Annotated in this window: 25 protein-coding genes; 21 read left to right on the forward strand and 4 right to left on the reverse strand. The window is 71.1% G+C overall.

The window, feature by feature from the left end; translation table 11 throughout:
* Positions 1 to 253 precede the first annotated feature (253 nt).
* From AB0I21_RS05350 to AB0I21_RS05425, 16 genes are all read left to right on the forward strand, one after another.
* On the forward strand, positions 254 to 1,756 hold the full coding sequence (locus AB0I21_RS05350) for a DUF4173 domain-containing protein (RefSeq protein ID WP_360559193.1): 1,503 nt from the start codon (positions 254 to 256) through the stop codon (positions 1,754 to 1,756).
* An 81-nt stretch (positions 1,757 to 1,837) separates the two neighbouring features.
* The gene (locus AB0I21_RS05355; protein ID WP_360559194.1) at positions 1,838 to 2,224 is read left to right on the forward strand and encodes a hypothetical protein; all 387 of its coding nucleotides are present in this window, start codon (positions 1,838 to 1,840) and stop codon (positions 2,222 to 2,224) included.
* Between the two features lie 82 nt (positions 2,225 to 2,306).
* Positions 2,307 to 4,013, forward strand: a complete 1,707-nt coding sequence (locus tag AB0I21_RS05360) for a cation acetate symporter (RefSeq protein WP_360559195.1) — start codon at positions 2,307 to 2,309, stop codon at positions 4,011 to 4,013.
* Between the two features lie 41 nt (positions 4,014 to 4,054).
* Positions 4,055 to 4,819: an ABC transporter ATP-binding protein gene (locus tag AB0I21_RS05365; protein WP_360559196.1), complete on the forward strand. Its 765-nt coding sequence runs from the start codon at positions 4,055 to 4,057 to the stop codon at positions 4,817 to 4,819.
* Complete coding sequence (locus tag AB0I21_RS05370; protein WP_360559197.1) at positions 4,810 to 6,552, forward strand: ABC transporter permease; 1,743 nt, start codon at positions 4,810 to 4,812, stop codon at positions 6,550 to 6,552. The genes AB0I21_RS05365 and AB0I21_RS05370 overlap by 10 nt, the downstream gene beginning before the upstream one ends.
* A 148-nt stretch (positions 6,553 to 6,700) precedes the next feature.
* Positions 6,701 to 7,210 (forward strand): flavin reductase family protein, encoded by a 510-nt coding sequence (locus tag AB0I21_RS05375; protein ID WP_360559198.1) that lies wholly within the window; start codon positions 6,701 to 6,703, stop codon positions 7,208 to 7,210.
* A 210-nt stretch (positions 7,211 to 7,420) separates the two neighbouring features.
* Complete coding sequence (locus AB0I21_RS05380; protein WP_344500904.1) at positions 7,421 to 7,765, forward strand: DUF485 domain-containing protein; 345 nt, start codon at positions 7,421 to 7,423, stop codon at positions 7,763 to 7,765.
* Positions 7,762 to 9,525 carry a cation acetate symporter gene (locus tag AB0I21_RS05385; protein ID WP_360559199.1) on the forward strand — a complete coding sequence of 588 codons (1,764 nt, stop codon included), beginning with the start codon at positions 7,762 to 7,764 and terminating at the stop codon, positions 9,523 to 9,525. Before AB0I21_RS05380 ends, AB0I21_RS05385 begins: the two co-directional genes overlap by 4 nt.
* Before the next feature lie 107 nt (positions 9,526 to 9,632).
* Positions 9,633 to 10,604: a UDP-glucuronic acid decarboxylase family protein gene (locus tag AB0I21_RS05390; RefSeq protein WP_360559200.1), complete on the forward strand. Its 972-nt coding sequence runs from the start codon at positions 9,633 to 9,635 to the stop codon at positions 10,602 to 10,604.
* 71 nt (positions 10,605 to 10,675) lie between these two features.
* Positions 10,676 to 11,962, forward strand: a complete 1,287-nt coding sequence (locus AB0I21_RS05395) for an LCP family protein (protein WP_360559201.1) — start codon at positions 10,676 to 10,678, stop codon at positions 11,960 to 11,962.
* 351 nt (positions 11,963 to 12,313) lie between these two features.
* Positions 12,314 to 13,750 (forward strand): LCP family protein, encoded by a 1,437-nt coding sequence (locus tag AB0I21_RS05400; RefSeq protein WP_360559202.1) that lies wholly within the window; start codon positions 12,314 to 12,316, stop codon positions 13,748 to 13,750.
* Positions 13,751 to 13,788: 38 nt separating this feature from the next.
* Positions 13,789 to 14,109: a rhodanese-like domain-containing protein gene (locus tag AB0I21_RS05405; RefSeq protein ID WP_360559203.1), complete on the forward strand. Its 321-nt coding sequence runs from the start codon at positions 13,789 to 13,791 to the stop codon at positions 14,107 to 14,109.
* A 10-nt stretch (positions 14,110 to 14,119) separates the two neighbouring features.
* Positions 14,120 to 14,929, forward strand: coding sequence for a glycerophosphodiester phosphodiesterase family protein (locus tag AB0I21_RS05410; protein ID WP_360559204.1), 810 nt, complete (start codon positions 14,120 to 14,122; stop codon positions 14,927 to 14,929).
* A gap of 106 nt (positions 14,930 to 15,035) precedes the next feature.
* Positions 15,036 to 16,619, forward strand: a complete 1,584-nt coding sequence (locus tag AB0I21_RS05415; protein ID WP_360559205.1) for a PAS domain-containing sensor histidine kinase — start codon at positions 15,036 to 15,038, stop codon at positions 16,617 to 16,619.
* Positions 16,600 to 17,022, forward strand: coding sequence for an ATP-binding protein (locus AB0I21_RS05420; RefSeq protein ID WP_360559206.1), 423 nt, complete (start codon positions 16,600 to 16,602; stop codon positions 17,020 to 17,022). Before AB0I21_RS05415 ends, AB0I21_RS05420 begins: the two co-directional genes overlap by 20 nt.
* Positions 17,023 to 17,961: 939 nt before the next feature.
* Entirely contained in the window at positions 17,962 to 18,849 is an 888-nt protein-coding gene (locus AB0I21_RS05425) for a DUF5926 family protein (RefSeq protein ID WP_360559207.1), read from the forward strand.
* An 87-nt stretch (positions 18,850 to 18,936) separates the two neighbouring features.
* On the opposite strand, the gene AB0I21_RS05430 is transcribed toward AB0I21_RS05425, so the two are convergent.
* Entirely contained in the window at positions 18,937 to 20,139 is a 1,203-nt protein-coding gene (locus tag AB0I21_RS05430) for an arginine deiminase (protein ID WP_360559208.1), read from the reverse strand.
* A 290-nt stretch (positions 20,140 to 20,429) separates the two neighbouring features.
* On the opposite strand from AB0I21_RS05430, the gene AB0I21_RS05435 reads away from it, so the two are divergent.
* From AB0I21_RS05435 to pheA, 5 genes are all read left to right on the forward strand, one after another.
* On the forward strand, positions 20,430 to 21,035 hold the full coding sequence (locus tag AB0I21_RS05435) for a hypothetical protein (RefSeq protein ID WP_360559209.1): 606 nt from the start codon (positions 20,430 to 20,432) through the stop codon (positions 21,033 to 21,035).
* A gap of 133 nt (positions 21,036 to 21,168) precedes the next feature.
* A complete protein-coding gene (locus AB0I21_RS05440) occupies positions 21,169 to 21,663 on the forward strand; it encodes a hypothetical protein (protein WP_360559210.1) in 495 nt (164 codons plus the stop codon).
* Between the two features lie 145 nt (positions 21,664 to 21,808).
* Positions 21,809 to 22,213 carry an ACT domain-containing protein gene (locus AB0I21_RS05445; protein ID WP_344500930.1) on the forward strand — a complete coding sequence of 135 codons (405 nt, stop codon included), beginning with the start codon at positions 21,809 to 21,811 and terminating at the stop codon, positions 22,211 to 22,213.
* Between the two features lie 90 nt (positions 22,214 to 22,303).
* Entirely contained in the window at positions 22,304 to 22,822 is a 519-nt protein-coding gene (locus AB0I21_RS05450) for a hypothetical protein (RefSeq protein WP_360559211.1), read from the forward strand.
* A gap of 17 nt (positions 22,823 to 22,839) precedes the next feature.
* Positions 22,840 to 23,778 carry a prephenate dehydratase gene (pheA, locus tag AB0I21_RS05455; protein WP_360559212.1) on the forward strand — a complete coding sequence of 313 codons (939 nt, stop codon included), beginning with the start codon at positions 22,840 to 22,842 and terminating at the stop codon, positions 23,776 to 23,778.
* A gap of 462 nt (positions 23,779 to 24,240) precedes the next feature.
* Here the strand turns inward: pheA and AB0I21_RS05460 are convergent, their stop codons facing one another.
* The 3 genes from AB0I21_RS05460 to AB0I21_RS05470 all read right to left on the reverse strand — a co-directional run bounded on the left by AB0I21_RS05460 (position 24,241) and on the right by AB0I21_RS05470 (position 26,108).
* Entirely contained in the window at positions 24,241 to 24,948 is a 708-nt protein-coding gene (locus tag AB0I21_RS05460) for an AIM24 family protein (RefSeq protein ID WP_344500936.1), read from the reverse strand.
* 69 nt (positions 24,949 to 25,017) lie between these two features.
* Positions 25,018 to 25,749, reverse strand: a complete 732-nt coding sequence (locus tag AB0I21_RS05465) for an AIM24 family protein (protein ID WP_360559213.1) — start codon at positions 25,747 to 25,749, stop codon at positions 25,018 to 25,020.
* Positions 25,750 to 25,760: 11 nt separating this feature from the next.
* A complete protein-coding gene (locus tag AB0I21_RS05470) occupies positions 25,761 to 26,108 on the reverse strand; it encodes a metallopeptidase family protein (protein WP_360559283.1) in 348 nt (115 codons plus the stop codon).
* Between the last annotated feature and the right edge of the window lie 43 nt (positions 26,109 to 26,151).

The following is a 26,151-nucleotide window of genomic DNA, read 5'->3' on the forward strand; positions in this document are numbered from 1 at the left end:
GAAGCCGCGGCCTCCGGTGCCGCGCCCGCTGGAACGGCAGGACCCCGCTCCGCAACAGCCGAGGCCGCCGTCGCCGCCTGGAGGGGTGCGAAAAGCCCCGCCGCAACCACCACGCCCCGGGCCGCACTCCGTACACCAGGAGCAGCGGCAACAGGGGCACGGCGGGCCGCACGGAGCGGTCGCCACGCTCGCGCCGCCGACCCATCCGCAACACCCGGCACCGAACCCGCCGCCGAACCCACCGAACCCGGCGTTGATCAGCCCGGTCCGGCTCGGCCCGCCGCACCCGACCCTGTTCCAGCGGCACTGGCCGGTCCGCAGCGTCGCCGCGGGGCCCACCGTGCTCATCGGCGGCCTGGTCACCGCGGTCGTCGCGGCCGCCGCCCTGCCGCTGGACCGGCCCGGCATCGGCTGGCCCGTCGCCGGCCTCGCGCTCGTCGTCGCCCTGCTGGTCGTGCTGCTGCGGATGGATCCGAAGCAGCGGGGCACCAGCGCGGTCGAGGCCACGTGCTGGAGCGCCGCCGCCGTCGCGCTGCTGTCCGTCGGGGTGTTCCGGGCCGCGGGCTGGCTGTTCTTCCTGTGTGTCCTGGCCGCGTTCGGCAGCGTCGCGCTCGCCGTCGGCGCCGGCCGGAGGGTCCCGGCGGTCTTCGCGGCGCTGGTCAACCTGCCGATGGCCGGGTTCCGGTCGCTGCCGTGGGTCCGGTACGGCATGAGCCGGGCCCGGGCGAAGGAAGGCGCGTCCGGCGCGACGCGGCTGCTCGGCTCGATCGGGCTCGGCGTGCTGCTGCTCGTCGTCTTCGGGGCGCTGTTCGCCAGCGCCGACGCCGCGTTCGACCAGATCGTGCAGACGATCCTGCCCGACCTGTCGCTCAGCACGCCGTTCCGGTGGCTGTTCGTCGGCGCCGTCGCCGCCTGGCTCACGTTCGGCGGGGCGTTCCTGCTGCACAACCCGTCGACGCTCGGCGACGGCAGGCCACGACGGGGGCGGGTGGTCCGCTGGTATGAGTGGGTCGTCCCCGTCGGCGCCGTCCTCGCCGTCTTCGGGATCTTCGTCGGCGTCCAGGTCGCGGTCCTGTTCGGCGACCGCGACTACGTGATGCGCACCGCCGGCCTCACGTTCGCCGACTACGCCCGGAAGGGCTTCTGGCAGCTGCTCGTCGTCACGCTGCTCACGCTCGTCGTGATCGCGGTGACGGTCCGCAAGGCGTCCCGGGAGACGGCCCGCGAGCGGGCGCTGCTGCGGGTGGTCCTGGGGCTGCTGTCCCTGGGCGCGCTCGTCGTCGTGGTGTCCGCGCTGTGGCGGATGGACGTCTACGAGCAGGCGTACGGCTTCAGCCGCCTCCGCGTCCTGGTCAGCGCGTTCGAGCTCTGGCTCGGCGGCCTCCTCGTCCTGATCATGGTGGCGGGGGTCGTGCCGGCGACGCGCTGGCTGCCGCGGGCCGCGGTCGCCCTGTGGGTCGTCACGCTGCTGGGGCTCGCGGTGCTGAACCCGGACCGGTTCATCGCCGAGCAGAACGTCGCCCGGTACGCCTACAAGAACGCCGACCTCTGGTACCTGTCGACGCTGTCCGCCGACGCCGCGCCGGCGCTGGACAAGCTGCCGCCCGGCGCCCGCGAGTGCACGCTCAGCGGCATCTCCGCCGACGTGCACGACGGCGACGACTGGCGCGGCTGGAACCTGGGCCGCGCCGAGGCCCGCCGGATCGTCCCCGAAGTGGTGTCCGCCGACGACTATCCCTGCTCCCGGCGGTACTAGCGAAGTGCGGGGGGCCGACGCTCAAACGGGGGGTGTCGGCCCCCTTGCACTTGATTCACGCTCGTTGCGAGACTGCGGGACATGGAGCCACCCACCCCGCGGGTCCGCGTGGTGCTCGGTGACGTCGCCCGCGCCCCCATCGACCCCGCCCGCACCCGCGCGGAGCTGGAGGAGCAGAGCCCGGTCGGGGCCGCCCTCGCCCGCGGGCTCGTGCGCGCCCAGCTGGCCGTCGCGGTGCGGCTCGCGGCGGTCGTCGCGGTCGGGCTCGGCGGGCTGCCGCTGCTGTTCGCGGCCGCGCCCGCGCTCGGCAGGGCGCACCTGTTCGGCATCTCGGTGCCGTGGCTGCTGCTCGGGGTCGCCGCCTACCCGTTCCTGTTCGCCGTCGGGTACGCCTACGTCCGCCTCGCCGAACGCAACGAGGCCGAGTTCGTCGCGCTGGTCGAGGACAGGTCCCACCAGCAGCCATGAGCGGGCAGCGGAGCGGCTCGGCCCGCTCATCATGGGGTCAGGTTGGCTCAGGCCGACGCTGGAGCGCAGCGGAGGCGGCGGCATGAGTGCATTTGGGCTGCCTTCGGTCATCGCGGTCATCGCGGTCACCCTCGTCACCGTCGCCATCGGTCTCTACGGGCTGCGGTTCGCCCGCACGACCTCCGACTTCCTCGTGGCGTCCCGCATGGTCAGCCCGACCTGGAACGCGGCCGCGATCAGCGGCGAATACCTGTCGGCCGCCAGCTTCCTCGGCGTCGCCGGCCTCATCCTCAAACACGGCGTCGACGTCCTCTGGTACCCGGTCGGGTTCGCCGCCGGCTACCTGGCGCTGCTGCTCTTCGTCGCCGCCCCGCTGCGCCGCTCGGGCGCGTTCACCCTCCCCGACTTCTGCGAGGTCAGGCTCCGCTCGAAGCGGCTGCGCAAGCTCGCGACCGCGTTCGTCATGTTCATCGGCTGGCTCTACCTCGTGCCGCAGCTGCAGGGTGCCGGCCTGACCCTGCAGACGGTGACCGGCGCCCCGTACGCGCTGGGGGCGCTGCTCGTCGGCGTCGTCGTCACCCTGAACGTCGCGCTCGGCGGGATGCGGTCCATCACGTTCGTGCAGGCGTTCCAGTACTGGCTGAAGCTCACCGCCCTCGCCGTGCCGTTCGTGTTCCTGCTCATGCAGTGGCAGTCCGACGGCCGGCCCGCCCTCACCGCGCCGGACGGCCCGACGTTCCCGGCCGTGACGACCGTCACCGTCGACCACCCGACCCGGTTGATCGTCACCGTCCAGACGCCGGTCACCGCGCACGGCCGGATCGACGGGGCCACCGTCGACGGCGCCGTGCTGCTGACGGTCGGCGAGCACGACGCGGACCCGGACACCGCCATCGAGTTCCCGGCGGCCGCGTCGGTACCGAAGGTCGCCGCCGTCTCCGCCGAGTCGCCGACGGACTGGCTGCTGCCCGGCGACCACTCGCAGGGGCTGTTCGCGACGTACTCGCTGATCCTCGCCACGTTCCTGGGCACGATGGGCCTGCCGCACGTGCTGGTCCGCTTCTACACCAACGCCGACGGCGCCGCCGCCCGCCGCACCACGCTCGTCGTCCTCGGGCTCGTCGGCGTCTTCTACCTGACCCCGACCCTGTACGGGGTGCTCGGCCGCGTGTACACACCGCAGCTGCTGATGACCGGCAACACCGACGCGGTCGTGCTGCTCCTGCCGTCGGCGGCGCTCGGCGGCGGCCTCACCGGCCAGCTGCTCAGCGCGCTCGTCGCCGCGGGCGCGTTCGCGGCGTTCCTGTCGGCGTCGTCGGGGCTGCTCACGAGTGTCGCCGGGGTCCTGTCCACCGACGTGCTCGGCCACGGCTCGGTCCGCGACTTCCGCCGCTCCGCGCTCGTCGCCGGGGTCGTGCCGCTGCTGCTCGCCCTGTTCGTCGCGAGCCTCGACGTGTCGCAGGTCGTCGGCCTCGCGTTCGCCGTCGCCGCGTCGAGCTTCTGCCCGCTGCTCGTCCTCGGCATCTGGTGGCGCGGCCTGACCGGGATCGGCGCGGCCGCCGGGATCGTCGCCGGTGGGGGCGCCGCCGCCGGCGCGGTGCTGCTCACGGTGCTCGGCGGGCCGCTGCCGGGCTGGGCGGGCGTGCTGACCACCCAGCCGGCCGCGTGGAGCGTGCCGCTCGCCTTCCTGGTCATGATCACCGTCTCGCTGCTCACCCGGCAGCGCCTGCCCAAGGACCTCGGCGCGATCATGCTCCGCCTGCACGCGCCGGACGCGCTGCGGATGTGACCACCCTGGCGGGCGGTGCTGGCGTGACATACGGTCATGTTGTGACAGATCGCGAGCCTGCCTCGGCTCTCGCGCTGCGGGGGCTGTCCAAACGATTCGACCAGAAGGTTGCGGTCGCCGGCGTCGACCTCGACGTGCCGACCGGGTCGTTCTTCGGCCTGCTGGGGCCCAACGGCGCCGGCAAGACGACGTCGCTGTCGATGGCGGTCGGGCTGCTGCGCCCCGACGCCGGCCACGCGTATGTCCTCGGCCACGACGTCTGGTCCGACCCCGTCGAGGCGAAACGCCGCCTCGGCGCGCTGACCGACTCGGCCCGCATGTTCGACCGGCTCACCGGCAGCGAGCTGCTCGCCTACACGGGCCTGCTGCGCGGCCTGCCGCAGGACGTCATCGACGGCCGCGCCGCCGAGCTGCTCGACGTCCTCGGCCTCGCCGACGCCGGCCGCACCCTCGTCGTCGACTACTCCGCCGGCATGAAGAAGAAGATCGGCCTGGCCTGCGCGCTGCTGCACGCGCCCCGGCTGCTGGTCCTCGACGAGCCCTTCGAAGCCGTCGACCCGGTCTCCGCCGCCCTCATCCGCGACATCCTCATCCGGTACGTGCGAAACGGCGGCACCGTGATCTTCTCCAGCCACGTGATGGAGGTCGTGGAGCGGCTCTGCACCCACATCGCCATCCTCGCCGACGGCCAGATCAAGGTCGTCGGCACCACCGAGCAGGTGAAGGGCGGCCGGGAGCTCGAGGACGTGTTCGTCGACGTCGTCGGTGGCCGGGTCGCGACGGGCGCGGAGCTGTCGTGGCTGTGACCCCCGAGCCGCACGTCCCCCAGCCACGTGCGGCACCTGACGACGGGGTGCTCGCGACGCGGCCCGAGCCGATCCGCGGCGGCGCCCCGAAGGTCACCGACTTCGTCCGGCTGAAGCTGCGCATCCTGCGCAACACGATGCGGGGCAAGAAGTCCCGCGTCTGGCTGTTCGTCCTCGGCATCATCTTCGGGCTGTGGGCCGCGTTCATCGGGGTGAGCGTGTTCGCCGCCAGCAGCTCCACCGGCGACAACCTGCGCCCGACCCTCGCCGCGTTCGCCGGCACCGGACTCGTCCTCGCCTGGATCCTGGTGCCGCTGCTGTTCTTCGGCGTCGACGAGACCCTCGACCCGGCCAGGTTCGCGCTGCTGCCCGTGCCCCGCCGCACCCTCGCGCTCGGCATGCTCGGCGCCGCGTTCGTCGGCATCCCACCCGTCGTCACCCTGCTCGCCGCGCTCGGCTCCACCGTCGGCGCGGTCGGCGACGGCGGCGTCGCCGCGGGTGCCGTCGCCGTCCTCGGCGCCACCGTCGGCCTCGCCGTGTGCGTCGCCGCGAGCCGCGCCGTCACCAGCGCGTTCGCGGGCATGCTCCGCTCGCGGAAGGTCCGGGACCTGGCGGCGCTGCTGATCGCCCTCGCCGGCATCTCCTGCAACCCGGTCTTCCAGCTGATCTTCGCCCTGGTCGAGAACGGCGAGTCCAAGCAGGCCACCACGATCGGCGGCGTCCTGTCGTGGACGCCCCTCGCGGCGCCGTTCGTCGCCTACGTCGACGCGATCGAGGGCGACTGGGCGCTTGTCGCGGCCCGCCTCGCCATCGGGGTCGCCGGGGTCGCCGCGCTGCTGTGGTGGTGGCTGCAGACGATCGAGTCCGCGATGCTCGGCACCGCCTCGACCGGCGCGGCGAAGAAGGTCAAGGCCATCGACAAGCTGCCCGTCCGGGCGTTCCTGCCGGGCGTCCTGCGGTCCTGGCCCGCCGGCCGGTTCACCGGCCTCGTCGCCCGGGAGATCCGCTACTGGTTCCGCGACCCGCGCCGCCGCGCCAGCCTGATCTCGCTGCTCGCCGCGTCCATCGTCGTGCCGTTCGCGTTCACGTTCGGCTTCGGCGGCGGCTCCGACGAGCAGGAGGCGGCCCGGCAGAGCGCCGGCATGAGCGGCGGCGCTCTCGTGTTCTCCCTGCTGTTCGCCGGCGCGTTCGTCGGTCTGGTACTGGTGAACCAGTTCGGCAACGACGGCACCGCCTACGCGCTGCACATGCTCACGAACGTCCCCGGCCAGGTCGAGCTCGCGGCCCGCGCCGCCGGCGTCGGCATCCTCGCGTTCCCGCTGCTGGCCGCCGGCACCGTCGTCGTGTCGGTGATCGCCGGCCACACCGACCAGCTGCCCGCGGCGCTCGGCGTCGGCCTGTGCGCGTTCGGCATCTCCGTCGGCGCCGCCGGCATCACGTCGGTGCTCGCGCCCTACCCGATGCCCGACACCACCAACCCGTTCGCGATGAACACCGGCCAGGGCAGCGCGAAGAGCATGCTGTCCTTCGTCTGCATGCTCGCCACCTGGGCGCTGACGGCGCCGCTGATCGTCGCGTTCTTCCTGCTCCCCGACGCGTTCGCGTGGGTGCTGCTGCCGGTCGGGCTGCTGTGGGGGTCCGGGCTCGCCTGGACCGGCACCCGCCTCGCCGGGAGCCTGCTGGAGCGGCGCGCCCCGGAGGTCCTCGTCGCCGTCACCCCGAAGCGGGCGTAGCCCCCACGTGAGGCCCGTCGCCGGTCACCCCTGAGCGGGCGCCTGCGGGGCCGGTCACGCCGCAGCGGGTCCGGCCAGGCCGGGGCGGGTGCCGGTCGCACGGAGGGTTCCGCCGGGTCCGCGTCCGGGGGCAGCGGACAATGAACCGGTGAGCATCCACGCCTCGGATCCGTTCGCCACACCGGACGACCAGCGCTCGCCGCTGCGGCGGCTCCGCGGGCGCCTCCCGGCCCCGGTGACGCTGTGGACCTCGGCCGGCGCCGGCGCGCCCGCCGGGCTGACCGTGTCGTCGATGCTGGTCTCCGACGGCGACCCGGGCCGGGTCGCCGGGCTGGTCGACGACGAGAGCGACCTGTGGACGGCGATCGAGGCGTCCGGCCGGTTCGCGGTCGTGCCGCTCGCCGAGGGCGACAACCAGCTCGCCGAGCGGTTCGCGGGGCTCATGCCCGCGCCCGGCGGGCTCTTCTCGACCGGCGACTGGGAGTCCACGGAGTTCGGGCCGGTCCCGCGCGGCTACCCGTGGGCCGGCTGCGGGCTCGACGGTGCCCGGGCGTTCGGCTGGTCGCTGCTCGTCGAGGCCACCATCCGCCACGTCGACCTGAGCGGCACCGCGGCGAAGCCCCTGCTCCACCACCGGGGTCGGTACACCTCGATATAGACGCTCCTGCCAACCGCCGCACCCCACCGACCCCATGCGCCGCCGCGCGACGCATTCACGCCGTTAAACGGTGTGACCGCTGTCACTCGGCGCACCGAACCCGCCGTTGGGCGCAGCGGGCCGCCGGGCCCGCCCAGGGATCTTCACCGCCGCGCGGCGGGTTCCTACCGTGCGCGTACCCACACCCCAACGGCAGGTGGTGATCCCCCCATGAGCACCGAAACGCCGGTGCCGGCCGGCACGGACGACAACCGGTACGTCGCCGTCGCCAACACCCCGGAGTTCGACGCGTTGCGCCGCGCCCTGCGTCGCTTCGTCTTCCCCGTCTCCGCCGCGTTCCTCGTCTGGTACGCGCTCTACGTGCTGCTCTCCGCGTACGCCCGCGACTTCATGAGCACGAAGGTCGTCGGGCACATCAATATCGCGTTGATCTTCGGGCTGCTGCAGTTCGTGTCGACGTTCCTCATCGCCTGGCTGTACACCCGCTACGCCGACCGTCGCGTCGACCCCCTCGCCGACGAGCTGCGCGCCAAGATCGAAGGGAGCCCCGAATGAACGACGTCACCCTCGCGGTAGGGGCGACCACCACCCGGACGCTGACGCTCACGCTGTTCGTCGTCCTGGTCGCGGCCACCCTCGCGATCACCATCTGGGCCAGCCGGCAGACGAAGAGCGCCGCCGACTTCTACGCCGGCGGCCGGTCCTTCACCGGCTTCCAGAACGGCATGGCGATCGGCGGCGACTACATGTCGGCGGCGAGCTTCCTCGGCATCGCCGGCATCATCGCCCTCAACGGCTACGACGGCTTCCTGTACTCGATCGGCTTCCTCGTCGCCTGGCTCGTCGCGCTGCTGCTGGTCGCCGAGCTCATGCGCAACTCGGGCCGCTACACGATGGCCGACGTCCTCGCGTTCCGGATGCGGCAGGCACCCGTCCGCACCGCCGGCTCGATCTCCACGATCATCGTGTCGATCTTCTACCTGCTGGCGCAGATGGTCGGCGCCGGCGCCCTCGTCGCCCTCCTGCTCGGCATCAAGGCCGGCGACACGTTCATGGGCATGACCGCGGAGACCGCGAAGATCGTCACCATCGCGCTCATCGGCGTGCTGATGATCGTCTACGTGACGGTCGGCGGCATGAAGGGCACCACCTACGTCCAGATCGTCAAGGCGTTCATGCTCATGCTCGGCGCCCTGCTGCTGACGCTGATGGTGTTCGCCGCGTTCAAGTTCAACCTGTCGTCGCTGCTCGGCGAGGCCGCCGCCAAGTCCGGCCGCACCCCGCCGGAGTCGTTCCTGCAGCCCGGCCTGCGCTACGGCCGCGACATCGCCGGCAACGCCGCCGCGACCCTCGCCAGCAAGCTCGACCTGATCTCGCTGGGTCTCGCGCTCGTGCTCGGCACCGCCGGCCTGCCGCACATCCTGATCCGCTTCTACACCGTGCCCAACGCGAAGGCCGCCCGGAAGAGCGTCGTCTGGGCCATCGGCATCATCGGCGTCTTCTACCTGATGACGCTCGCCCTCGGCTTCGGCGCCGCCGCGCTCGTCGGCCGCCAGGCGATCCTCGCCCAGGACCCCGGCGGCAACACCGCCGCGCCGCAGCTCGCCGAGGCCCTCGGCAAGCGGTACCTCGGCGGCGACTTCGGCGGCTCGCTGCTGCTCGCCATCATCGCCGCGGTCGCCTTCGCCACCATCCTCGCCGTCGTCGCCGGGCTCACCCTCGCGTCGTCGTCGTCGCTGGCGCACGACCTGTACGCCAACGTGATCAAGCGCGGGCAGACCACCGAACGGCAGGAGGTCGTCGTCGCCCGGTACTCCGCGTTCGTCATCGGCGCCGTCGCGATCGTCCTCGGCATCTTCGCCCGCAACCTCAACGTCGCGTTCCTCGTGGCGCTCGCGTTCGCGATCGCGGCGTCGGCGAACCTGCCGGCGATCCTCTTCTCCCTCTTCTGGAAGAAGTTCAACACCCGCGGCGCGACCTGGGGCATCTACGCCGGCCTCATCTCCTCCGTCGGCATCGTGCTCATGAGCCCCATCGCGTGGGGCGGCGTCAGCGACGCCCGCACCCCGGCCACCCTCACCGCCGCGCAGGCCAAGACCTGCGGCGTCGACGCGAAGTCGAAAGAGGTCTCCAACGCGACGGCCCTGTTCAGCTGCACCACCCCGGCGCCCATCCCGCTGGAGAACCCGGGCCTGATCTCGATCCCGATCGGGTTCATCTTCGCCGCGATCGGCGCCCTCACCAGCAAGGAACGCGACGCGGACAAGTTCGCCGAGCTGGAGGCCCGCTCCCTCACCGGAGCCGGCGCCCACTAGTCGCAGGCGCCGGCTCTCCCGGGAGCCGGCGCCCACCGGATGTAGTGCGCCGGGGCCGGGGTACCGCCGATTCCCTGACCCCGGCGCACTGCCGCTAGGCTGGTCTCATGGTCGTTGTTGCGCAGCGTTACGGCGAGGGACACCGCATCCTCCTCACCGGTGGTGCCGGGTTCGTCGGCTCGCACCTCGCTGACGCCTTGATCGCCCGCGGGGCGCACGTCGTCGTGCTCGACAACTTCGTCACGGGCAGTAAGGACAACGTCGCCCACCTGGTCGACCACCCTCGATTCACGCTCGTCGAGGCCGATGTCAGCGAGCCGCTGCCGGCCGTCGACGCCCTCAGCGCCAGGTTCGACGCGATCATGCACTTCGCGTCCCCGGCCAGCCCCACCGACTTCCAGCTGCTGCCCGTCGAGATCCTCCGGGTCGGCTCGATCGCCACCCTCCAGCTGCTCGAGCGCGCCGTCGCCGACGGTGCCCGCTTCGTGATGGCGTCCACGTCCGAGGCGTATGGCGACCCGCTCGTCCACCCGCAGCCGGAGACCTACTGGGGCAACGTCAACCCGATCGGCATCCGCAGCGTGTACGACGAGGCCAAGCGCTTCTCCGAGGCCGCGACCATGGGCTACCAGCGCGGCCGGGGCGCCGACGTCGGCATCGTGCGGATCTTCAATACGTACGGGGAACGCATGCGCCCCGACGACGGCCGCGCCATCCCCACGTTCATCTCTCAGGCGCTGCGCGGCGAGCCGATCACCGTCCACGGCTCCGGCACCCAGACCCGGTCCATCTGCCACGTGTCGGACCTCGTCCGCGGCATCCTCCTCCTGCTCGACTCCGGCGAGACCGGCCCCGTCAACTGCGGCACCGAGCACGAGATGACCATGCTGGAGCTCGCCGACACGATCGTGCGGCTATCCGACAGCACGTCGACCGTGTCCCTGCTGCCCCGCACCGCCGACGACCCCGAGCGCCGCCGCCCCGATCTCACCAAGGCGCGTGAGCTGCTCGGATATGAGCCGTCCGTCGGACCCGAGGAGGGCCTGCGGCGCACCGTGGAGTACTTCCGCAGCCGCTGACTCTCCCCGCTTCGTGCCGCGCCCGCCCGAGTTGCGTGGCGGAGCGGCCGGAGGTTCGTATCGTGGTTTTCATGTCCACCACGCCTGCCTCGAACGGCTCGTCGGGTCGCGCCTCAGTGCCCAACTCGCTCCCGCCCAGCGCGGGAGCGCGTGCGCGCGTCTCCGGCGCCTCCACACCGACCAGCCCGGCGTCGTCGTCAGGCGTGTATGGCCGGCCCGCCTCAGGGTCCACCTCCCGCTCCGGCGGCGGTGGCGGTGGCGGTGGCGGCGGGGTCGTCCCGCCGCGGCGGCCCGGCGGCAACGAATACCCCGGCCGCAAGAAGATCCGTCCCCGCTGGGGGCGCATCGCGCTCGTCTCCGGCGCCGCGATCATGGTCCTGGCGCTGCTCGCCGGCGTCGGCGCCTACGCCTACTACCGCTACGTCGACGCGGGCCTGCAGCGCGACGACCCGTTCTCGGAGATCACCAACGGGCGGCCCGCCAAGGTCGCCGACGGCGCGCTCAACATCCTGCTGCTCGGCAGCGACTCCCGCGACCCCGACAACAAGGGCAAGGCCGGCGAGTGGCGGACCGACACCATGATCGTGATGCACATCCCGGCGAGCCACGACAAGGCGTACCTGGTCTCCATGCCCCGCGACCTGTACGTGTACATCCCCAAGAGCAAGTCGACGCCGTACGGCGACACCAACGCCAAGCTCAACGCGTCGTTCTCCTGGGGTGGCACGCCGCTGACCGTCGAGACGATCGAGAAGTACACCAACGTCCGCCTGGACCACGTGCTGCTCATCGACTTCGGCGGCTTCAAGCAGGTCATCGACGCCCTCGGCGGCATCGACATGAACATCGAGTCCGACATCACCTCCGTCCACCCGCCGAAGCGCAAGTTCAAGAAGGGCATGAACCACCTCAACGGCGACGAGGCCCTCGACTACGCCCGGCAGCGCTACCAGTTCCCCGACGGCGACTTCGCCCGCATGCGCCACCAGCAGCAGATGATGAAGGCGATCCTCGACAAGGCGGTCAGCTCAGGCACCGTCAGCAACCCGTCGAAGCTCAACTCCTTCCTCAAGGCGATCACCAAGGCGATGACCGTCGACAAGGACTTCTCGCTCGCCGACATGGCCCTGCAGTTCCGCAACCTGCGCAGCGACGACCTGACGTTCCTGGTCAGCCCGCACGACGGCAGCAAGAAGATCAACGGTGAGGACGTGGTCGTGCCCAACAAGGCGAAGGCCGAGGCGCTCTACACCGCGATCCGCACCGACAAGATGGCGGACTGGGCCGCCACCAACGCCCCGAAGCCCGCCGCGAGCGGCTCGGCGCCCCCGTCGACGAAGGCGACCACCAAGAAGTGATTATTCCGGCATCCCGGGCATGTCTCCCCACCTGTGGGGTTGCATGCCCGGGCTGTCGTAAAGATCTCATTGCAGGAGTCACCCTTGACCGAGTAGAAAACGCCTGATTGGTGGCATCTCTTCGGATCTTGTGCAGTGACGCTGGTCGGCACGATCCCCGCCGCGAACGTAGACTCGGATAAATCCCCGCCGCCGTGCGGGCACGCAGTCGGGGGCGACATGCAGCAGGACCAGGATCCGCCGGTGAAGCCTGAGGAAGGGCCGGCGGCGTCGGGTGACGCGACTTCGAGTGACACGTCCTCGCGCGCGGCCGACGAAGTTCCCCCCGCCGTCACCTCACCGGGTCCGGATATGTCGGATTCTTCCGGCGAACCGGCCTCCGCCTCCGGCGATTCGGACGAGACCGCCGCCTCCGCATCGGCCTCCGGGAAAGCCGCCGCGTCCGGTGACGCCGAGGAAGGCGCCGCTGAGGAGACCGCCGCCTCCGGCGCTTCCGAGACCACCACCTCCGGCTCCCCCCAGGAGACCACCTCCGGCCCCTCCCAAGAGACCATCTCCGGCTCCCCCGAGGAGACCGCCTCCGGTGAAGCGGACGGTGACGCCGGCGATGCCGGTACACCTGCCGAAAACGCCGACAGTGCGGCACCGGACGTCGCCGCCGCCGCGAAGCCCCTCACCCGCAGACAGAAGCGCAAAGCCCGCAAGGCCGCCCTGCCAGGACGCGACCCCATCTGGGCGAAGCTCCTCGTCGTCGTCGGCGCGATCCTCGTCCTCGTCTCCGCCACCGCCGTCACCGGCTCGCAGGTCCTCGCCAACCGGTACAGCAACAGCGTCCACCAGGAGAAGCTCCTCGGCGCCAACTCCCGCGCCGGCAACGACGACAAGAAGGAAGAGCGCCGCAGCGCCATCACCGGCCCGCTCAACTTCCTGCTCCTCGGCTCCGACCTGCGAGCCAAGGACCCCGAGGACGGGCAGCGCTCCGACTCGATCATCATCGTGCACATCCCCGTCAGCCTCGACCGGGCATACCTACTGTCGATCCCCCGCGACCTGCGCGTGAAGATCCCCGCGTTCGAGCCCACCGGGTTCCGCGGCGCCAGCCACGAGAAGATCAACGGCGCGTTCCAGTACGGCGGCGGCGGCACGGGCGGCGTCCAGCTCCTCGCCGAAACCCTCACCGAACTGCTCGGCATCCACTTCGACGGCGCCGCCATCGTCAACTTCGACGGCTTCAAGGCCGCCGTCGACATCCTCGGCGGCGTCGACATGTGCATCGACCAGAAGGTCACCTCGATCCACCTCGGCTACGACGACAAGGGCAACTACCTGTCACCCGAGCACGGCGGACGCCCGGCGGTGTACAACGTCGGCTGCCACCACCTCGAGTCATGGCAGGCCCTCGACCTGGTCCGGCAGCGCAAGAGCCTCGCCAACGGCGACTACGACCGGCAGAAGAACCAGCAGAAGTTCATCCGCGCCATCCTCACCAAGGCACAGCAGCAGAACCTGACCACCAACCCGATCGCCCTCGACAAGTTCATCCGGGCCATCGGCAGCGCCCTCACCGTCGACACCAACGGCGTCGCCCTCGAGGAGCTCATGTTCGGGCTCCGCAACGTCCGCCCCAGCAGCCTGGTCGGCCTCACCGTGCCGTCCGAGCCGCAGGACATCGGCGGCATCTCCTACGTCGTCGCACTCGAAGAGGCGCAGACGCTGTACAGCGCGATGACGAACGACTCGCTCGACTCGTGGGCGGTGGAGAACCCCACCTGGGTCAACCCGATCTGAGCCTCTTATAGGCTGGGACCGTGTTCAGGGGATCCGCTGTGCCGACCATCACGGTCGACGAAGTCGCTGCCGACGCCTACCTCCTCGACGTCCGCGAGGACGACGAGTGGACCGCCGGCCACGCACCCGACGCCCACCACCTGCCGATGATGCAGATCCCGGCGCGGATCGAGGAGATCCCCGCCGACCGCGACGTCATCGTCGTCTGCCGCGTCGGCGGCCGCTCCGCGCAGGTCGTCGCCTACCTGCAGCAGCAAGGGCTCACCCGCGCCACCAACCTCGACGGCGGCATGTCCGACTGGGCGGCCGCCGGCCGGCCCATGGTGAGCGAGGACGGCGGTGCTCCCCGGGTCGCCTGAGCGGCCGTGGGTGTTCGCGCACCGGGGCTCGTCATACCGGCACGCCGAACACACCCTCGATGCCTACCTCCTCGCCATCGAGGAAGGCGCCGACGGCCTCGAATGCGACGTCCGGCTGACCCGCGACGGCCACCTCGTCTGCCTCCACGACTCCCGCATCGACCGCACCAGCGACGGCCGCGGACGCGTCAGCGTGCAGACCCTCGCCGACCTCGACCGCTTCGACTTCGGCTCGTGGCGCACCGACCTGCCCGAGTCACCCGACGAGCTCATCACCGAGCGCAAACTCGCCGACGACCAGTGGCGCGGCCGGGTCCTCACCCTCGACCGGCTCCTCAGCCTCGCCGTCGACGCCGGCCGGCCCATGCGACTGCTCATCGAGACGAAACACCCCACCCGCTACGGCGCCGCCGTCGAAACCGCGCTGCTGAAGCTCCTCCGCCGGTACGGACTGGACCGCCCCAGCGAGGAACAGCCCGTCCACGTCACGATGATGTCGTTCTCCGCCAACGCCGTGCGCCGGGTCCGGCAGCTCGCACCCGCACTACCCACCGTCATGCTCATCGACGTCTGGTCCGTGCCGAGCCGCATCGGCTGGCTCCCGCCCGGCAGCAGCATCGGCGGCCCCGGAGTCTCACTCCTGCGCGCCTCCCCCGAGCTCGTCGAACGCCTCCACCGGCGGGGGTTCCCCGTGTACGTGTGGACCGTCAACGAACCCGACGACGTCGACCTGGTGGTAAAACTCAAGGTCAACGGCATCATCTCCGACCGGCCCGCATTCGTGATCGAACGGCTCAAGGAAATGGGCCTGCGCGACTGACCACTGCGGAATCCGTCGTCATGACCATCGAGGTCACCGGAATCGCACGTCGAGAAGTTTGGGCGTTGGGCTTTCAAAGCGAAGCGTGGGGAGGCAGACTCGCATCATGGTCGATGCTCGCGGTCCGGTCGACGCCACCGCCGTGTTCGGCGGCCTGGCCGAGATCGCCGAGCAGCTCTCGACCGGTGACGGCGGGCTCCCCGCACTCCAGCGCACCGTCGACGTCACCGTCGACGCGACCGGCGCGGCAGGAGCGGCCTTCGTCGAATACGGCCACGACAGCGGCCGCGTCGTCGCCGCCGCGGGAGCGCTCGACTGGTCCCTCGGCCGGCCCGTCGACCTCATCCACCCGACGCTGCGCGGCCTGCTGCAGTACGGGTCCAGGGTCCGCGAGTTCCCCGTCGACCTGCTCGGCACCGTCGGCGGCGAACACCTCCGCGGGCGCGGCCTGCACCGCTTCGTCGCCGCCGAGGTCACCGCCGGGAAAACCGCCGTCGGGGTGCTCGTCGGCGGCTACCGCGACACCGAAGGCACCGCCGGCGCCGGCGAGCGCGCCGCTCTCGCCTTCCTCGCGGGGCTCGTCGGCCTCCAGTACTCCCTGGGGCGGGGCCTGCCGATCCACGAGGGCGGGCCGGTGCTCGACCCTGTGGGGGAGCCGTTCGCCCTGCTCGACGCCGACCATCTCGTGCGCACCTGGAACCCCGCCGCCGCCCTGCTCACCGCGCGCTCACCCGAGGCCGTGATCGGCGAGCCGTGGCCCTTCCCGTTGCCGTCGACTTTTACTTCGCCTTCGCCTTCGCCTTCGCCTTCGACTTCGACTTCGCCTTCGACTTTGCCTTCGCTTTCGACGGGCGGCGGTTCGGTCGCTGGCGGCGAGATCGTCGAGCATCAGATGGCCTGCGGCACCTGGATTCAGATCCGCGCCGCCACCGTGCCCGGCTCCACCGACATCGCGGTGTCGTTCCGCGCCCGGGCCGACCAGCCCTCCGACGGCAGGGACCTGTTCATCGCCCTCACCGGGCACGAGCTGCGGACCCCGATCACCGTCATCCGCGGGTACGCCGACACGCTCGTCGAGCACTGGGAGTCCCTCGACGAAGGCTCCCGCCGCGAGGCGGTGTACGTCGTCGGCCAGCGCGCCCGCGAGCTCAGCAGGCTCGTCGACCGCCTCCTGAACGCCGTCGGCGACGAGGCCACCCCGGGCGACGCCTCGGCGTTGCTGCCGTTCGACCTGATCGACACCCTCACCACCGCGGTCGAGGATCTGAGCCCGGAGCAGCGCCGCACGCTGACCGTTTCACTGCCGCAGTCCTTGCCGAAGGCCCTGGGTGAGCGCGCCACCCTCGCTACGATCCTTGCGGAATTCGTCACGAATGCGGGTAAATACTCACTGAATTGGGTAGAAGCGGACCTGACCGCGGGTGCAGACGAGCAGTCAGTCTGGTTCAGGGTCGCCGACCGAGGCATCGGCATTCGCCCGGAGCACGTCGAGCGGGCGTTCGAGCGTTTCTGGCAACTGGAGACCGGCGACCAACGCACCCGCGGTGGCGTCGGACTGGGGCTGTATCTGGTGCGCAGGATCGTTGAGCGTCAACATGGATGGGTATCATTGCGTCCACGCCAAGGCGGTGGGACCGTCGCCGAGGTGCGACTGCCCCGCGCCGACGCAGATGCCCTCGGGGAGGCTTGAGAGCGTGTCCACAACCATCGCGGAGCGCGCCTGGTGCGTCGTGGTGCCCCACCACGCCCGGGGCGCCCACCTTGCCCGCCACCGCCTGGCCCACGAGCTCGACACCCTCGTCACCGCGGACCGCCTCGACGACGCCGTCGCCATCGCCGCCGAACTCGTCGGCAACGCCGTCCGCCACGCCGCCCCCCTCCCCGGCGACGTCATCCGCGTAGCGTGGCGCCTACTCCCCGACGACACGCTGGAGATCCGCGTGACCGACGGCGGCTCCCCCGCAGGCCCCGAACTCCGCGTAGCCGCCCCCGACGCCGTCGACGGCCGCGGCCTGACCATCGTCGCCGCACTGGCCACCCACTGGGGCGTCGAACGCGACGGCCTAGGCCAATGCGTCTGGGCCACGCTGTAATCCTGTAATTCCCCCCACCGCTCCGCGGCGGGGCCCGGCGGGGGTTCCCACCCGCACCCCCATGCTCGCTGCGCTCGCACTGCCAGCGCTGTCGCGCGGCAGCCTCACGCGCGTGCGCGCGGCATGTCGTCGTCGGCCTGACCCCGGTCCCCGGACTGGGCGACTCCATGGGCCCGAAACCCGCGATGCCTCCCGGGCTGGTCGACTCCTAGGGTTGCGACGCCCGCGATGCCTCCCGGACTGGTCGACTCCTAGGGTTGCGACGCCCGCGAGGTTTCCCGGGCTGGCCGGCCCCTTGGCCCCGACGTTCGCGATCCGGCCGCGACCGTCCAGCCGCCGGACCGCCAGCGCGGGCACGTCTGGACGATCACCCGCTGCACGTGCCCCGCCCGGCCGACCAGCGGGTTGTTGGCGCTGGGTCGAGATTCCCGCACGCGTCGCGTTCCCATCTTCGCGCGTTAACCGCCACGGGCAAAGACCCGCCACCTGGGCGCGTCACTCACCCACCAGCGCCACCACCTGACCGACAAGTCGGACCGTGCAAGCGCGGAGGGCGTCGTGCGGGCGGAAGGTCGTCGAAGTTCGCGCGGGCGCGAGAGTTCGTCGAACTGGGCGCCGCTGGCAGGGGGTGGTGGCCGATAGCGCCCGAGTGAAGCGGATGCGGGCCGGTTGGTCGCTGCCTGGCCGATCTACAGCAACCTTACACCCGCCGAACTAATTGACCTTTCGCATGTGACCGTCTGCGACTGGACGGTTCGCCTGTGTGCGGGGTGTGGCGCTGCCCAGAGTCCAACTGAGATTACCGTCGTCGAGCGGCGGCGGCGAGTCGGGCGACATTTCCGACTTGTCGGTCAAGTGGTGGCGCTGGTGGGTGAGTGACGCGCCCGGGGTGGTGGGTCTTTGCCCGTGGGGGTTTCGGACCGCCTAGGCTGGGTCGCCGTGAGCAAGCGAGCGAAAACCCCCCGTGGCCGGTCCGCCGACGGTGAGAAGCGCCAGAAGATCCGTGACGTGTACGTCGGACGGCCGTTCGAGGGGCTGGCCGACGAGCCGGAGTGGATCGCGCTGCGTGAGCTGGTGCCGGCCGCCTCGGCGCCGCTGAAGCTGGCGCCTGAGCTGGCCGAGAAGTACGGCGACCGGCCCGTCATTCTCGCCACCGTACTGCCGATGGCGTGGCCGGCGATGACGAAGCCCGACGGGCGGGTGTTCATCGGGCTGCAGCGGCACGTGCAGTCGGGGGACGTTTCCCGCGACCTGGCCGTGGCGCTGCAGTGCGCGCTGGACACGCCGACCGGGCAGACGGTCAACATCCCGGCGCTGCCGGGAGTCGGGCCGCGGCTGCAGGACGTGATCGTCAACGCGCCGCTGGACATCACCGTGCACACGGGCTTCGAGTTCTGGCTCGAGGACAACGCCACCGACGACCCGAACGTGCGGGCGTCGCTGGAGCGGGCCAACGCGAGCATCTTCCCGACGGTGCGCCTGTCGGCGGCGCCGGCGACGTACTGGTGCCGCGTCACCGACCGGTCCCACGTCCGGCTCGTCCTCGGCGACGACGAGGACCGGGCGCTCGACGCGCTGTCGCGGCTGTCGGCGGGTGGCGGGCTGCTGCTGGGCGACAACACCAAGTTCGCCGGCATGTTCCGCGCGCACGGGCTCCTCGCGCCCGTGTGGGACCTGCCGCTCGAGGTGGACGCCGAGGAGTGGGAGGCGCCGGTCGCCGAGTTCACGAAGCGGTACGCCGAAGCCCTCGCCGTCAGCGAGCCGCTGACCGCCGCCGAGCGCCGTAGCAAGCAGGGGCTGCTCGGCCGCCTCCAGCCGCTGCGCTGATCAAGCGTCAAGCGGACGAAGCGGACGACGCCCGCACGCGGACGACGCCCGCACCACCGGCGTTGATCAAGCGTCAAGCGTCGAGCATCAAGCGGACGAAGCCCGCACGATCGGTGCGGACATGCAACGCGGACCTCCCCGGCCCGAGCCCAACTCGGAGCCGGGGATCCGGATCACCTCGATCCCGTGCCGCTCCAGCTGGGCGTTCGTCTCGGTGTTTCGCTCGTACGCCACGCAGAGCCGCGGACCGATGGCCAAGGTGTTGTTGCCGTCGTCCCACTGCTCACGCTCTGCGGTGACCGGGTCGAGGCCGGTGTCGATGATCCGCAGGGTGTCGATCCGCATGGCCTTCGCGGCGGCGACGATGAACGGCTCCGGCCCGCTGACGACGAGCTCGTCGAGCTGCAGGTCGGTGCTGGTGACGGTCCACGCCCGCAGGGTGCTGGCGACGTTCGGGTACATCACGACCGCGTCGACGTCGACCATGGTGCACACCGTGTCGAGGTGCATGGTGGCCCGTTCCTGCGCGATCGGCACGACCAGGACCGTGTGGGCGAGGCCGCGCTCGAAGCAGCGCCTGGCGAGCCGCTCCGCACCGGCCGGCCGGGTGCGCTCGCCGACGCCGACCGCGAGCACACCCGGCGCCAGCAGCAGCACGTCGCCGCCCTCCAGGTGCTCCAGCCCAGGCTCGTACACCAGCGGCGTCCCGGAGAAGCGAGGATGGTGCCGATAGATCGCGTGGGTGAGGGTGGTCTCCCGGCGGCGGGCGTGCATGGCCAGGCTCGTCACCGCGACCTGACCCCCGATCCAGACCGATGAATCGCGCGTGAACAGCAGATTCGGCAGCGGGTCGATGACGAAATCGGTCCGGTCCATCAGCGCGTGTACGAGACCACCGCCCGCCCGCAGCTCCGCCCGCGACAGCCCGGCGATGAGCGTGGTCGCGAGGCCGGCCGGGTCGAGCACGGCCAGGTGCGCGGCGACGTGGCCGCGCAGGGTGTCGCCGAGCCGGACGTCGTCGAGGACGGCCCGCGTGACCTCCTGGCGGGCGGCCGGCAGGGTGAGGGTCTCGGCGAGCAGCTCCGAGACGTACAGCACCTCGACGCCATGAGTGCGCAGCGCTTGCGCGAACGTGTCATGCTCTTCCTGGGCCCTTCCGACCCATGGGATTCCGTCGAAGAGCAGCGAGTCGTTGTTTCGCGGGGTCAGCCGGGCGAGCTCGGCGCCCGGGCGGTGCAGCAGCACCGTGCCGAGCCGGCCGACCTCGCTGTCGACGTGATGAAGGCTCACCGATTCAGACTAACGGCTGACCCGATATCCGCCGGTTGGGCGCTATCTGCAAATTCATGAGACGTCGTGAATGTGGCATTCATCCCAGTCATTCCGAGTCTTTCACCCATCCAAGTATGCTGGTTCGGCCCACAAACACGTACGGTGTTTGAACACACACGCAACCGAGCGGCGACTTGGAGGTGTGCGAGATGACCGAGCTGCTGCACCGTAGCGGCCAGGATTCGCAGCCCGAAGGGTTTGACGATCGCATCATTGTTGATGCCGGCCGGACTTCCCCCATCGACTGGATGCGCGAGCGACGCGCCGAGCGCGGCGCCCGCCGGGAAGAGGCAGGGCACAACCGTCTGTACCGCAGAATGGGCAGCCTCATCGGCCGCCTCGGCGAGGACTGGCACGTCCTGGACCTGCGTGAGCTGACCGGCGCCGAGCGGCGCTCGTTCCTCGCCATGGGACCCGGCGGCGTGTTCGCGGTGACGGTCAAGGACCACGGCCGCAGCCGCGTCTCGTTCGCGGGTGACATCGTGCAGATCGACGGCAAGCGCCCCAAGTACGTCGAGGAGACCCGTGCGGAGGCCAAGGCCGCCGCGGAGGCGCTCTCCCGCAGCGCCGGGGTGTCGATCCCGGTCATGCCGATCCTGGCGTTCGCCGGCACCGGCAAGATCAGCTTCTACGGGGTGCCGAAGGGTTGTCTCGTCACCGCGTACCACGAGCTGCCGCGCGTCCTGAACGCCCGGGGAATGCGGCTCGCCGGCGACACCGTCGACAAGGTGTTCTCGCTCGCGCTGCACCCGGCGACGTGGTCCTCGCAGTCCTACGCCGCCTTCGCCGACAGTTACCGCTGGTACAAGGACGGTGAACGCGTGGGCACTGACAAGCGGAGTGACGCGGAGTAGCCTCTGCGGCGTGGAGCCGCTCGACATGAAGCGCCGGATTGAGCAATCGCTGGGGACCGATCAGCCGCTGAATGATGCGATGATGTCTTCGCTGCGCGGACGCGTCCGCCGCACCGGTGCCTGAGGAGGCGCTGTGGCGCATGTCGAGCTGTCCATCTCCGACCCACACCTGACCCGCTCGCCCGACGGGCGCGTGTCCGACTTCGGTGAGGTCGAGTCCGACGCTGTCGATGCGGGCATGGCCGAGCCGCCCATCGAGTCGTCCCTCGACCGCTGGGCGGCGACCGTCGCCGAAGCGGCCGAGCCGAGCCTCGTGATCGACGACAAGGCGGTCATCGTCGCCGTGTCCGCGTCGTTCGAGGACCTGCTGGGGCTCACCCAGTCCGCCATCGACCGCCCGCTGGTCGACGGCGTCCTGCAGCTGCTCGACTTCGGCGACGGCGGCGCGCTCGACGCATCCGAGATCAACAAGACGCCGCCGCTGCTCGCCCTGTCCTCCGGCCGGCTCGCCCGCGGACTGCTCAGGGTGCGCTGCGCGACCGGGCCGCGCACGTTCGACGCGATCGCGACCCCGCTGCTGCAGGACGGCCAGGTCGTCGGCTCGCTGACGTTCTTCAGCGCCGTCTAGAGCGCCGTCTAGAGCGCCGTCCAGAGCGCCGTCCAGGCGGCTCCGGTCGAGCGTCGTTCACGAATACGACCTCGTCCGGGGGGAAGCACGTGGCCTGGCTCACGGCTACCGCCACGCAACGCGTTCGCACCGTACGCTCCTTGTCATGTTGGACCTCGAGGTGCTGCCAGGTGACTACGCGATCGCGCGGTTGCCGGCCGGGTCGCCCCTGCCGGCTGGCTTCACCGAGGCCGCCGCGGCGGGCCAGGACGTCATCTCCGTGACATGGACACCCGACGAGGTCTCCATCCTGTGCCCCGCCGACCAGGTCCCCGAGGGCGCCTCGGTGGAGACGCCGTGGCGCTGCCTGCGGGTCGCCGGGCCGGTCCAGCTCGCCCTCACGGGCATCCTCGCCTCGATCGTCACGCCGCTCGCCGACGCCCGGGTCAACATCTTCGCGTTCTCCACCTTCGACACCGACTACGTGCTGGTGCCGTCGGTCCGGCTCGGTGAGGCACTCGCCGCCCTCGATGCCGCCGGCCACCGGGTGTCCACCGCCGGCACCGTCTGACGCGCTTCGCGGGAAGGGTGCGCGGGCCGGCCGTTCGACGGCTCCGGCGCCGCATGAACGGCGGGAGACCGGCACCCTACGATGTCCTGCATGCGCACTGCGGCCGCTGTGCTTACGATCGTCAGCCTTGGATGCCTGCTGTCCGGCTGCACGCGGTCGGACGATGCCGCCGGGCCGCTGCTGCCACCCGTGTCGCACCAGCCGGCACGCACCGCCAGCCCCACGCCGGTCAGCACACCCAACGTGCCGCCCGCGCGCACCGCCACCGCCGGCAGTCCGTCCGCCCGGCCCAGCTCGAGCGTGACGCCGTTCTCCGAGGCGTACGTGTCGCAGTGCAACGGCCGTCCGAGCGGTGAGCAGGTCATCGCGGCGGTCCGCCGGGCGCGGCCCGGGCTCCCCGCCGGGAGCGGGCTGACCGTGAAGAGCGGGCCACTGTGTGCGGGGGTCTGGCAGTACACCATCCTCACCGTCGCAAACGCCGAGCCGCTGCAGATCATGTCCAAGGGCGCACCGGCCGCGCTCACCATCGTCACCGCCGGCACCGACCCGTGCAGCGTCGAGGTGAAAGCGACCGCGCCACCGGCGCTGCTGAGCGCCGCGAGTTGCTGAGCGACTAGGCTTGACACATGCCTGGTGTGCCGCCGACGCGGTTCGTGTACCTGGGGCCGGAAGGCACGTTCTCGGAGCAGGCGCTCAAGACCGTCCCGGCCGCCGACCGCGGGGTGCTCACCCCGGCCCGCAGCGTCCCGGAAGCCCTCGACGCGCTGCGCGCCGGTGAGGCCGACGCCGCGCTCGTCCCGCTGGAGAACTCGATCGGCGGCCAGGTCGGCGTCACGCTCGACGAGCTGGCCAACGGCGAGCCGCTGATCATCACGCGCGAGGTCGTGCTTCCGGTGCAGTTCGTCCTCGCCGCCGCTGAGGACCGGCCGCTGGACACCGTCCGGTCGGTCGCGGCCCACCCGCAGGCGAGCGCCCAGTGCCGCAAGTGGCTGCGCGACCACGTCCCGCAGGCGGCGGTCGTCGATGTACTGTCCAACGCCACCGCCGCGATCGGCGCCGGCAGCGGCGAGTTCGACGCCGCGATCTGCGCCGCCATCGGCGCGAGCCGGTACAAGCTGCACGTCCTGGCGAAGGACATCGCCGACAACGCCGGCGCGATGACCCGCTTCGCGCTCGTGTCGCGACCCGGTCCGCCGCCCCCGCCGACCGGCGACGACCTGACGACGCTCGCCGTCTACATCGCCCACGACCGGGTCGGCGCGCTGCTCGCCGTGCTGACCGAGCTGTCGGTCCGCGGGATCAACATGACCAGGATCGAGTCACGCCCGACGGGCGAGCGCCTCGGCCGCTACGTGTTCTTCCTGGACTGCGGCGGCCACGTCGCCGAGGCCCCGATGGGCGAGGCATTACAGGGGCTGCGCCGCGTCTGCGCCGACGTGCGGTTCCTCGGCTCGTACCCGCGAGCCTCCAACGGCGACCCGCCACCCCGCCGCGCCCCAGGCCTGTCCGGCGACGACTTCACCGCCGCCGCCCGCTGGCTCTCCGAGATCCGCAACGGCGCCTGACCCACCGCCGCACTGACTGTGGCCGTCGCGATCGCGGAGGGTGACAACGGGGGGTTCGGTTTTTTTGATGGGTGTACGGTTTGAAAGCGGTCACCGTTCACCGGGGTGCGTCCGCCGTAGCAGCCGCTCGCCCCACCACGACCCGTCGTTCGGCCCAGCCGTGATCGCAGTCCGCCCACGTCCCGCCCGCGCGACGTAACAGCGCGCTGGTTAGGGCCGCGAGGTCGAGGCGCTCGTCGCGCCCGCCCGCCCGGCAGCGGGTCCGGTCGGGCAGCGCGTTCGGCTGCCAGCAACAGGACTGGCCGGCAATCCGGGCCCAACGGCGGATCAGGCTGGCAGCGGGCGGGGCTGGCGGCGTGGTCGTGCGCCGGCGGAGGACGCCGGAGGGGTGGGCAGAAGCGGGGTCGAAGGATGGGCGGGGTGGCCCATCCTTCGACCGTGGCTGGTCGGGCTGGTTGGCGGTCAGCCGCCGAGGCTGCCGAGGAGGCCGCCGCTGCTGGCCTGCTGGGCGGACGGCTTGCCCTCGCTGGGCTGGACGATGACGAAGCCCTGGCCCTGGAGCATCAGCTGGAAGAGCTCACCCGAGCCGCCGCGCAGCATCGACTTGAGGCTCTGGTTCTTCTGGATGCTGGTCTGCAGGCTGCTCGACCAGCCGACAACCGCGTCGGTGTCGACCAGGACGGGGGCCTGCGGGCTCACCGGGATGATGATCGGGGCGCCCTGGGTGAGGATCGCGAGCCTGCCCTGGCCGGTGAAGACGCTGTTGAAGAGGCCGCCGCCGAACATGCCGGCGCCCTTCACCATCTGGATGTCGTACCGCAACGAGGGGTCGAAGCAGAGGACGTTCTTGCCGTTGATGGACAACGCGTCGTTGGGCTCGATGTCGAGGATGTGGCAGTCGGAGGCGGCGTCGGCGAACCACACCTCGCCCTGTCCACGCACGGCCATGAGGGACAGGCCCTCACCGGTGACCGCGCGCTTGAGGAAGTTTCCGACGCCCTGGCTTTTCACCTCGAACTGGAGGTTGCCGCGGAAGGCGACCATGGCACCCTGACGGGCCAGGACCTCGCCGTTCACGGCGTACTTGACGCACTTGGAGTGCTGCAGGCTCATGCCTGCCTGGGTTGGGGGCTGGGCCATGTTCTCGGCCTTGAAGATGTCACCGCGCACGCTGCGCAGCGTAACCGGTCCCCCAAGGGCTCGCGGGGCTGCCGTTACAAAAGCGCGACCCAACTGCACTCAGCTGCCGAGCAGGTTGCCCAGGACTCCGCTCTGCCCCTGTTGTCCCTGGCCACCGGCCAGGCCCTGGGGCGGCTCCTCCGACGGCTGGACGACGACGAAGCCCTGGCCGGCGAAGCTCATCGTGAAAGCCTCACCGGTGCTGCGGCCCAGCAGCGTGCCGATGCCGAGCTGGTCGGCGCGGTGGTAGCCGGTCTGCAGGCCCGCGGACCAGCAGATCGCGGCCTGCGGGTCGACGTACGTGGGCGCGTCGACGGTCAGCACCACCGGGGTGCCCTTCGTCGTGATCGCGAGCCGGCCCTGACCGGTGAACACGCAGTTGAACAGGCCCGCCGACGACAGCATGCCGACTCCTTGGACCATTCTCACGTCGTACTGCAGCGACGAATCGAACGCGAGGACGTTGGCGCCGTTGATGGAGATGGCGTCGCCCTGCTCCAGATCGATGAGGTGGACGTCGGCGGAGCGGTCGGCGAAGAACACGTCGCCGCGGCCGGTGACCTTCATGAGCGGGACGCCCTCGCCGGTCAGCTTCGACTTCAGCCACTTGCCGACCCCGCCGGAGCCGAGCGCCTGGAACGTCACCTGGCCCTGGTAGGCGATCATCGTGCCGGTCCGGGCCATGATCTCGCCGTTGAGCTCGGCCTTGAGCATCTTGGAGTTCTGCAGCCGGAGGCCGGGCTGCTGCGACTCCTTCTCCAGGTTCTCCGTGGCGAACAGCGCACTACGCATCAGGAAACCCCCTAGCCCCAGCCGAGCGCGTGGAGGCGCCGGTCGTCGATGCCGAAGTGGTGGGCGATCTCGTGGACCACGGTGATCGCGACCTCGTCGACGACGTCGTCCTCATCGTCACAGATGGCGAGGATCGGGTTGCGGTAAATGGAGATCCGGTCGGGCAGCACGCCGGAGTAGTCCCAGCCGCGCTCCGTCAGCGAGAACCCCTCGTACAGGCCGAGCAGGTCCGGCTCGCCGGGCGGCGGGTCGTCGACGACCAGGATCACAACGTTGTCCATGAGGTCGAGCAGCTCCTCGGGGACCTCGTCCAGGGCCTCGCCCACGAGCTCCTCGAACCGCTCCTTGCTCATCGTCACCGGCATGCAAAGAGGGTCCCCCACGACAGGGGACCCTCTCAAG

Origin of the sequence: Dactylosporangium sp. NPDC050588 (genome assembly GCF_040654975.1) — a bacterium.
In the GTDB taxonomy this organism is placed as follows: Bacteria; Actinomycetota; Actinomycetes; order Mycobacteriales; family Micromonosporaceae; genus Dactylosporangium; species Dactylosporangium maewongense.

Excerpts from the sequence above, each read along its gene's own strand:
- AB0I21_RS05355 (WP_360559194.1), top strand. The coding sequence starts at position 1,838 with ATGGAGCCACCCACCCCGCGGGTCCGCGTGGTGCTCGGTGACGTCGCC.
- AB0I21_RS05360 (WP_360559195.1), top strand. The coding sequence starts at position 2,307 with ATGAGTGCATTTGGGCTGCCTTCGGTCATCGCGGTCATCGCGGTCACC.
- AB0I21_RS05380 (WP_344500904.1), top strand. The coding sequence starts at position 7,421 with ATGAGCACCGAAACGCCGGTGCCGGCCGGCACGGACGACAACCGGTAC.
- AB0I21_RS05385 (WP_360559199.1), top strand. The coding sequence starts at position 7,762 with ATGAACGACGTCACCCTCGCGGTAGGGGCGACCACCACCCGGACGCTG.
- AB0I21_RS05390 (WP_360559200.1), top strand. The coding sequence starts at position 9,633 with ATGGTCGTTGTTGCGCAGCGTTACGGCGAGGGACACCGCATCCTCCTC.
- AB0I21_RS05395 (WP_360559201.1), top strand. The coding sequence starts at position 10,676 with ATGTCCACCACGCCTGCCTCGAACGGCTCGTCGGGTCGCGCCTCAGTG.
- AB0I21_RS05400 (WP_360559202.1), top strand. The coding sequence starts at position 12,314 with ATGTCGGATTCTTCCGGCGAACCGGCCTCCGCCTCCGGCGATTCGGAC.
- AB0I21_RS05415 (WP_360559205.1), top strand. The coding sequence starts at position 15,036 with ATGGTCGATGCTCGCGGTCCGGTCGACGCCACCGCCGTGTTCGGCGGC.
- AB0I21_RS05420 (WP_360559206.1), top strand. The coding sequence starts at position 16,600 with ATGCCCTCGGGGAGGCTTGAGAGCGTGTCCACAACCATCGCGGAGCGC.
- AB0I21_RS05435 (WP_360559209.1), top strand. The coding sequence starts at position 20,430 with ATGCGCGAGCGACGCGCCGAGCGCGGCGCCCGCCGGGAAGAGGCAGGG.
- AB0I21_RS05445 (WP_344500930.1), top strand. The coding sequence starts at position 21,809 with ATGTTGGACCTCGAGGTGCTGCCAGGTGACTACGCGATCGCGCGGTTG.
- AB0I21_RS05450 (WP_360559211.1), top strand. The coding sequence starts at position 22,304 with ATGCGCACTGCGGCCGCTGTGCTTACGATCGTCAGCCTTGGATGCCTG.
- pheA (WP_360559212.1), top strand. The coding sequence starts at position 22,840 with ATGCCTGGTGTGCCGCCGACGCGGTTCGTGTACCTGGGGCCGGAAGGC.
- AB0I21_RS05465 (WP_360559213.1), bottom strand. The coding sequence starts at position 25,749 with ATGCGTAGTGCGCTGTTCGCCACGGAGAACCTGGAGAAGGAGTCGCAG.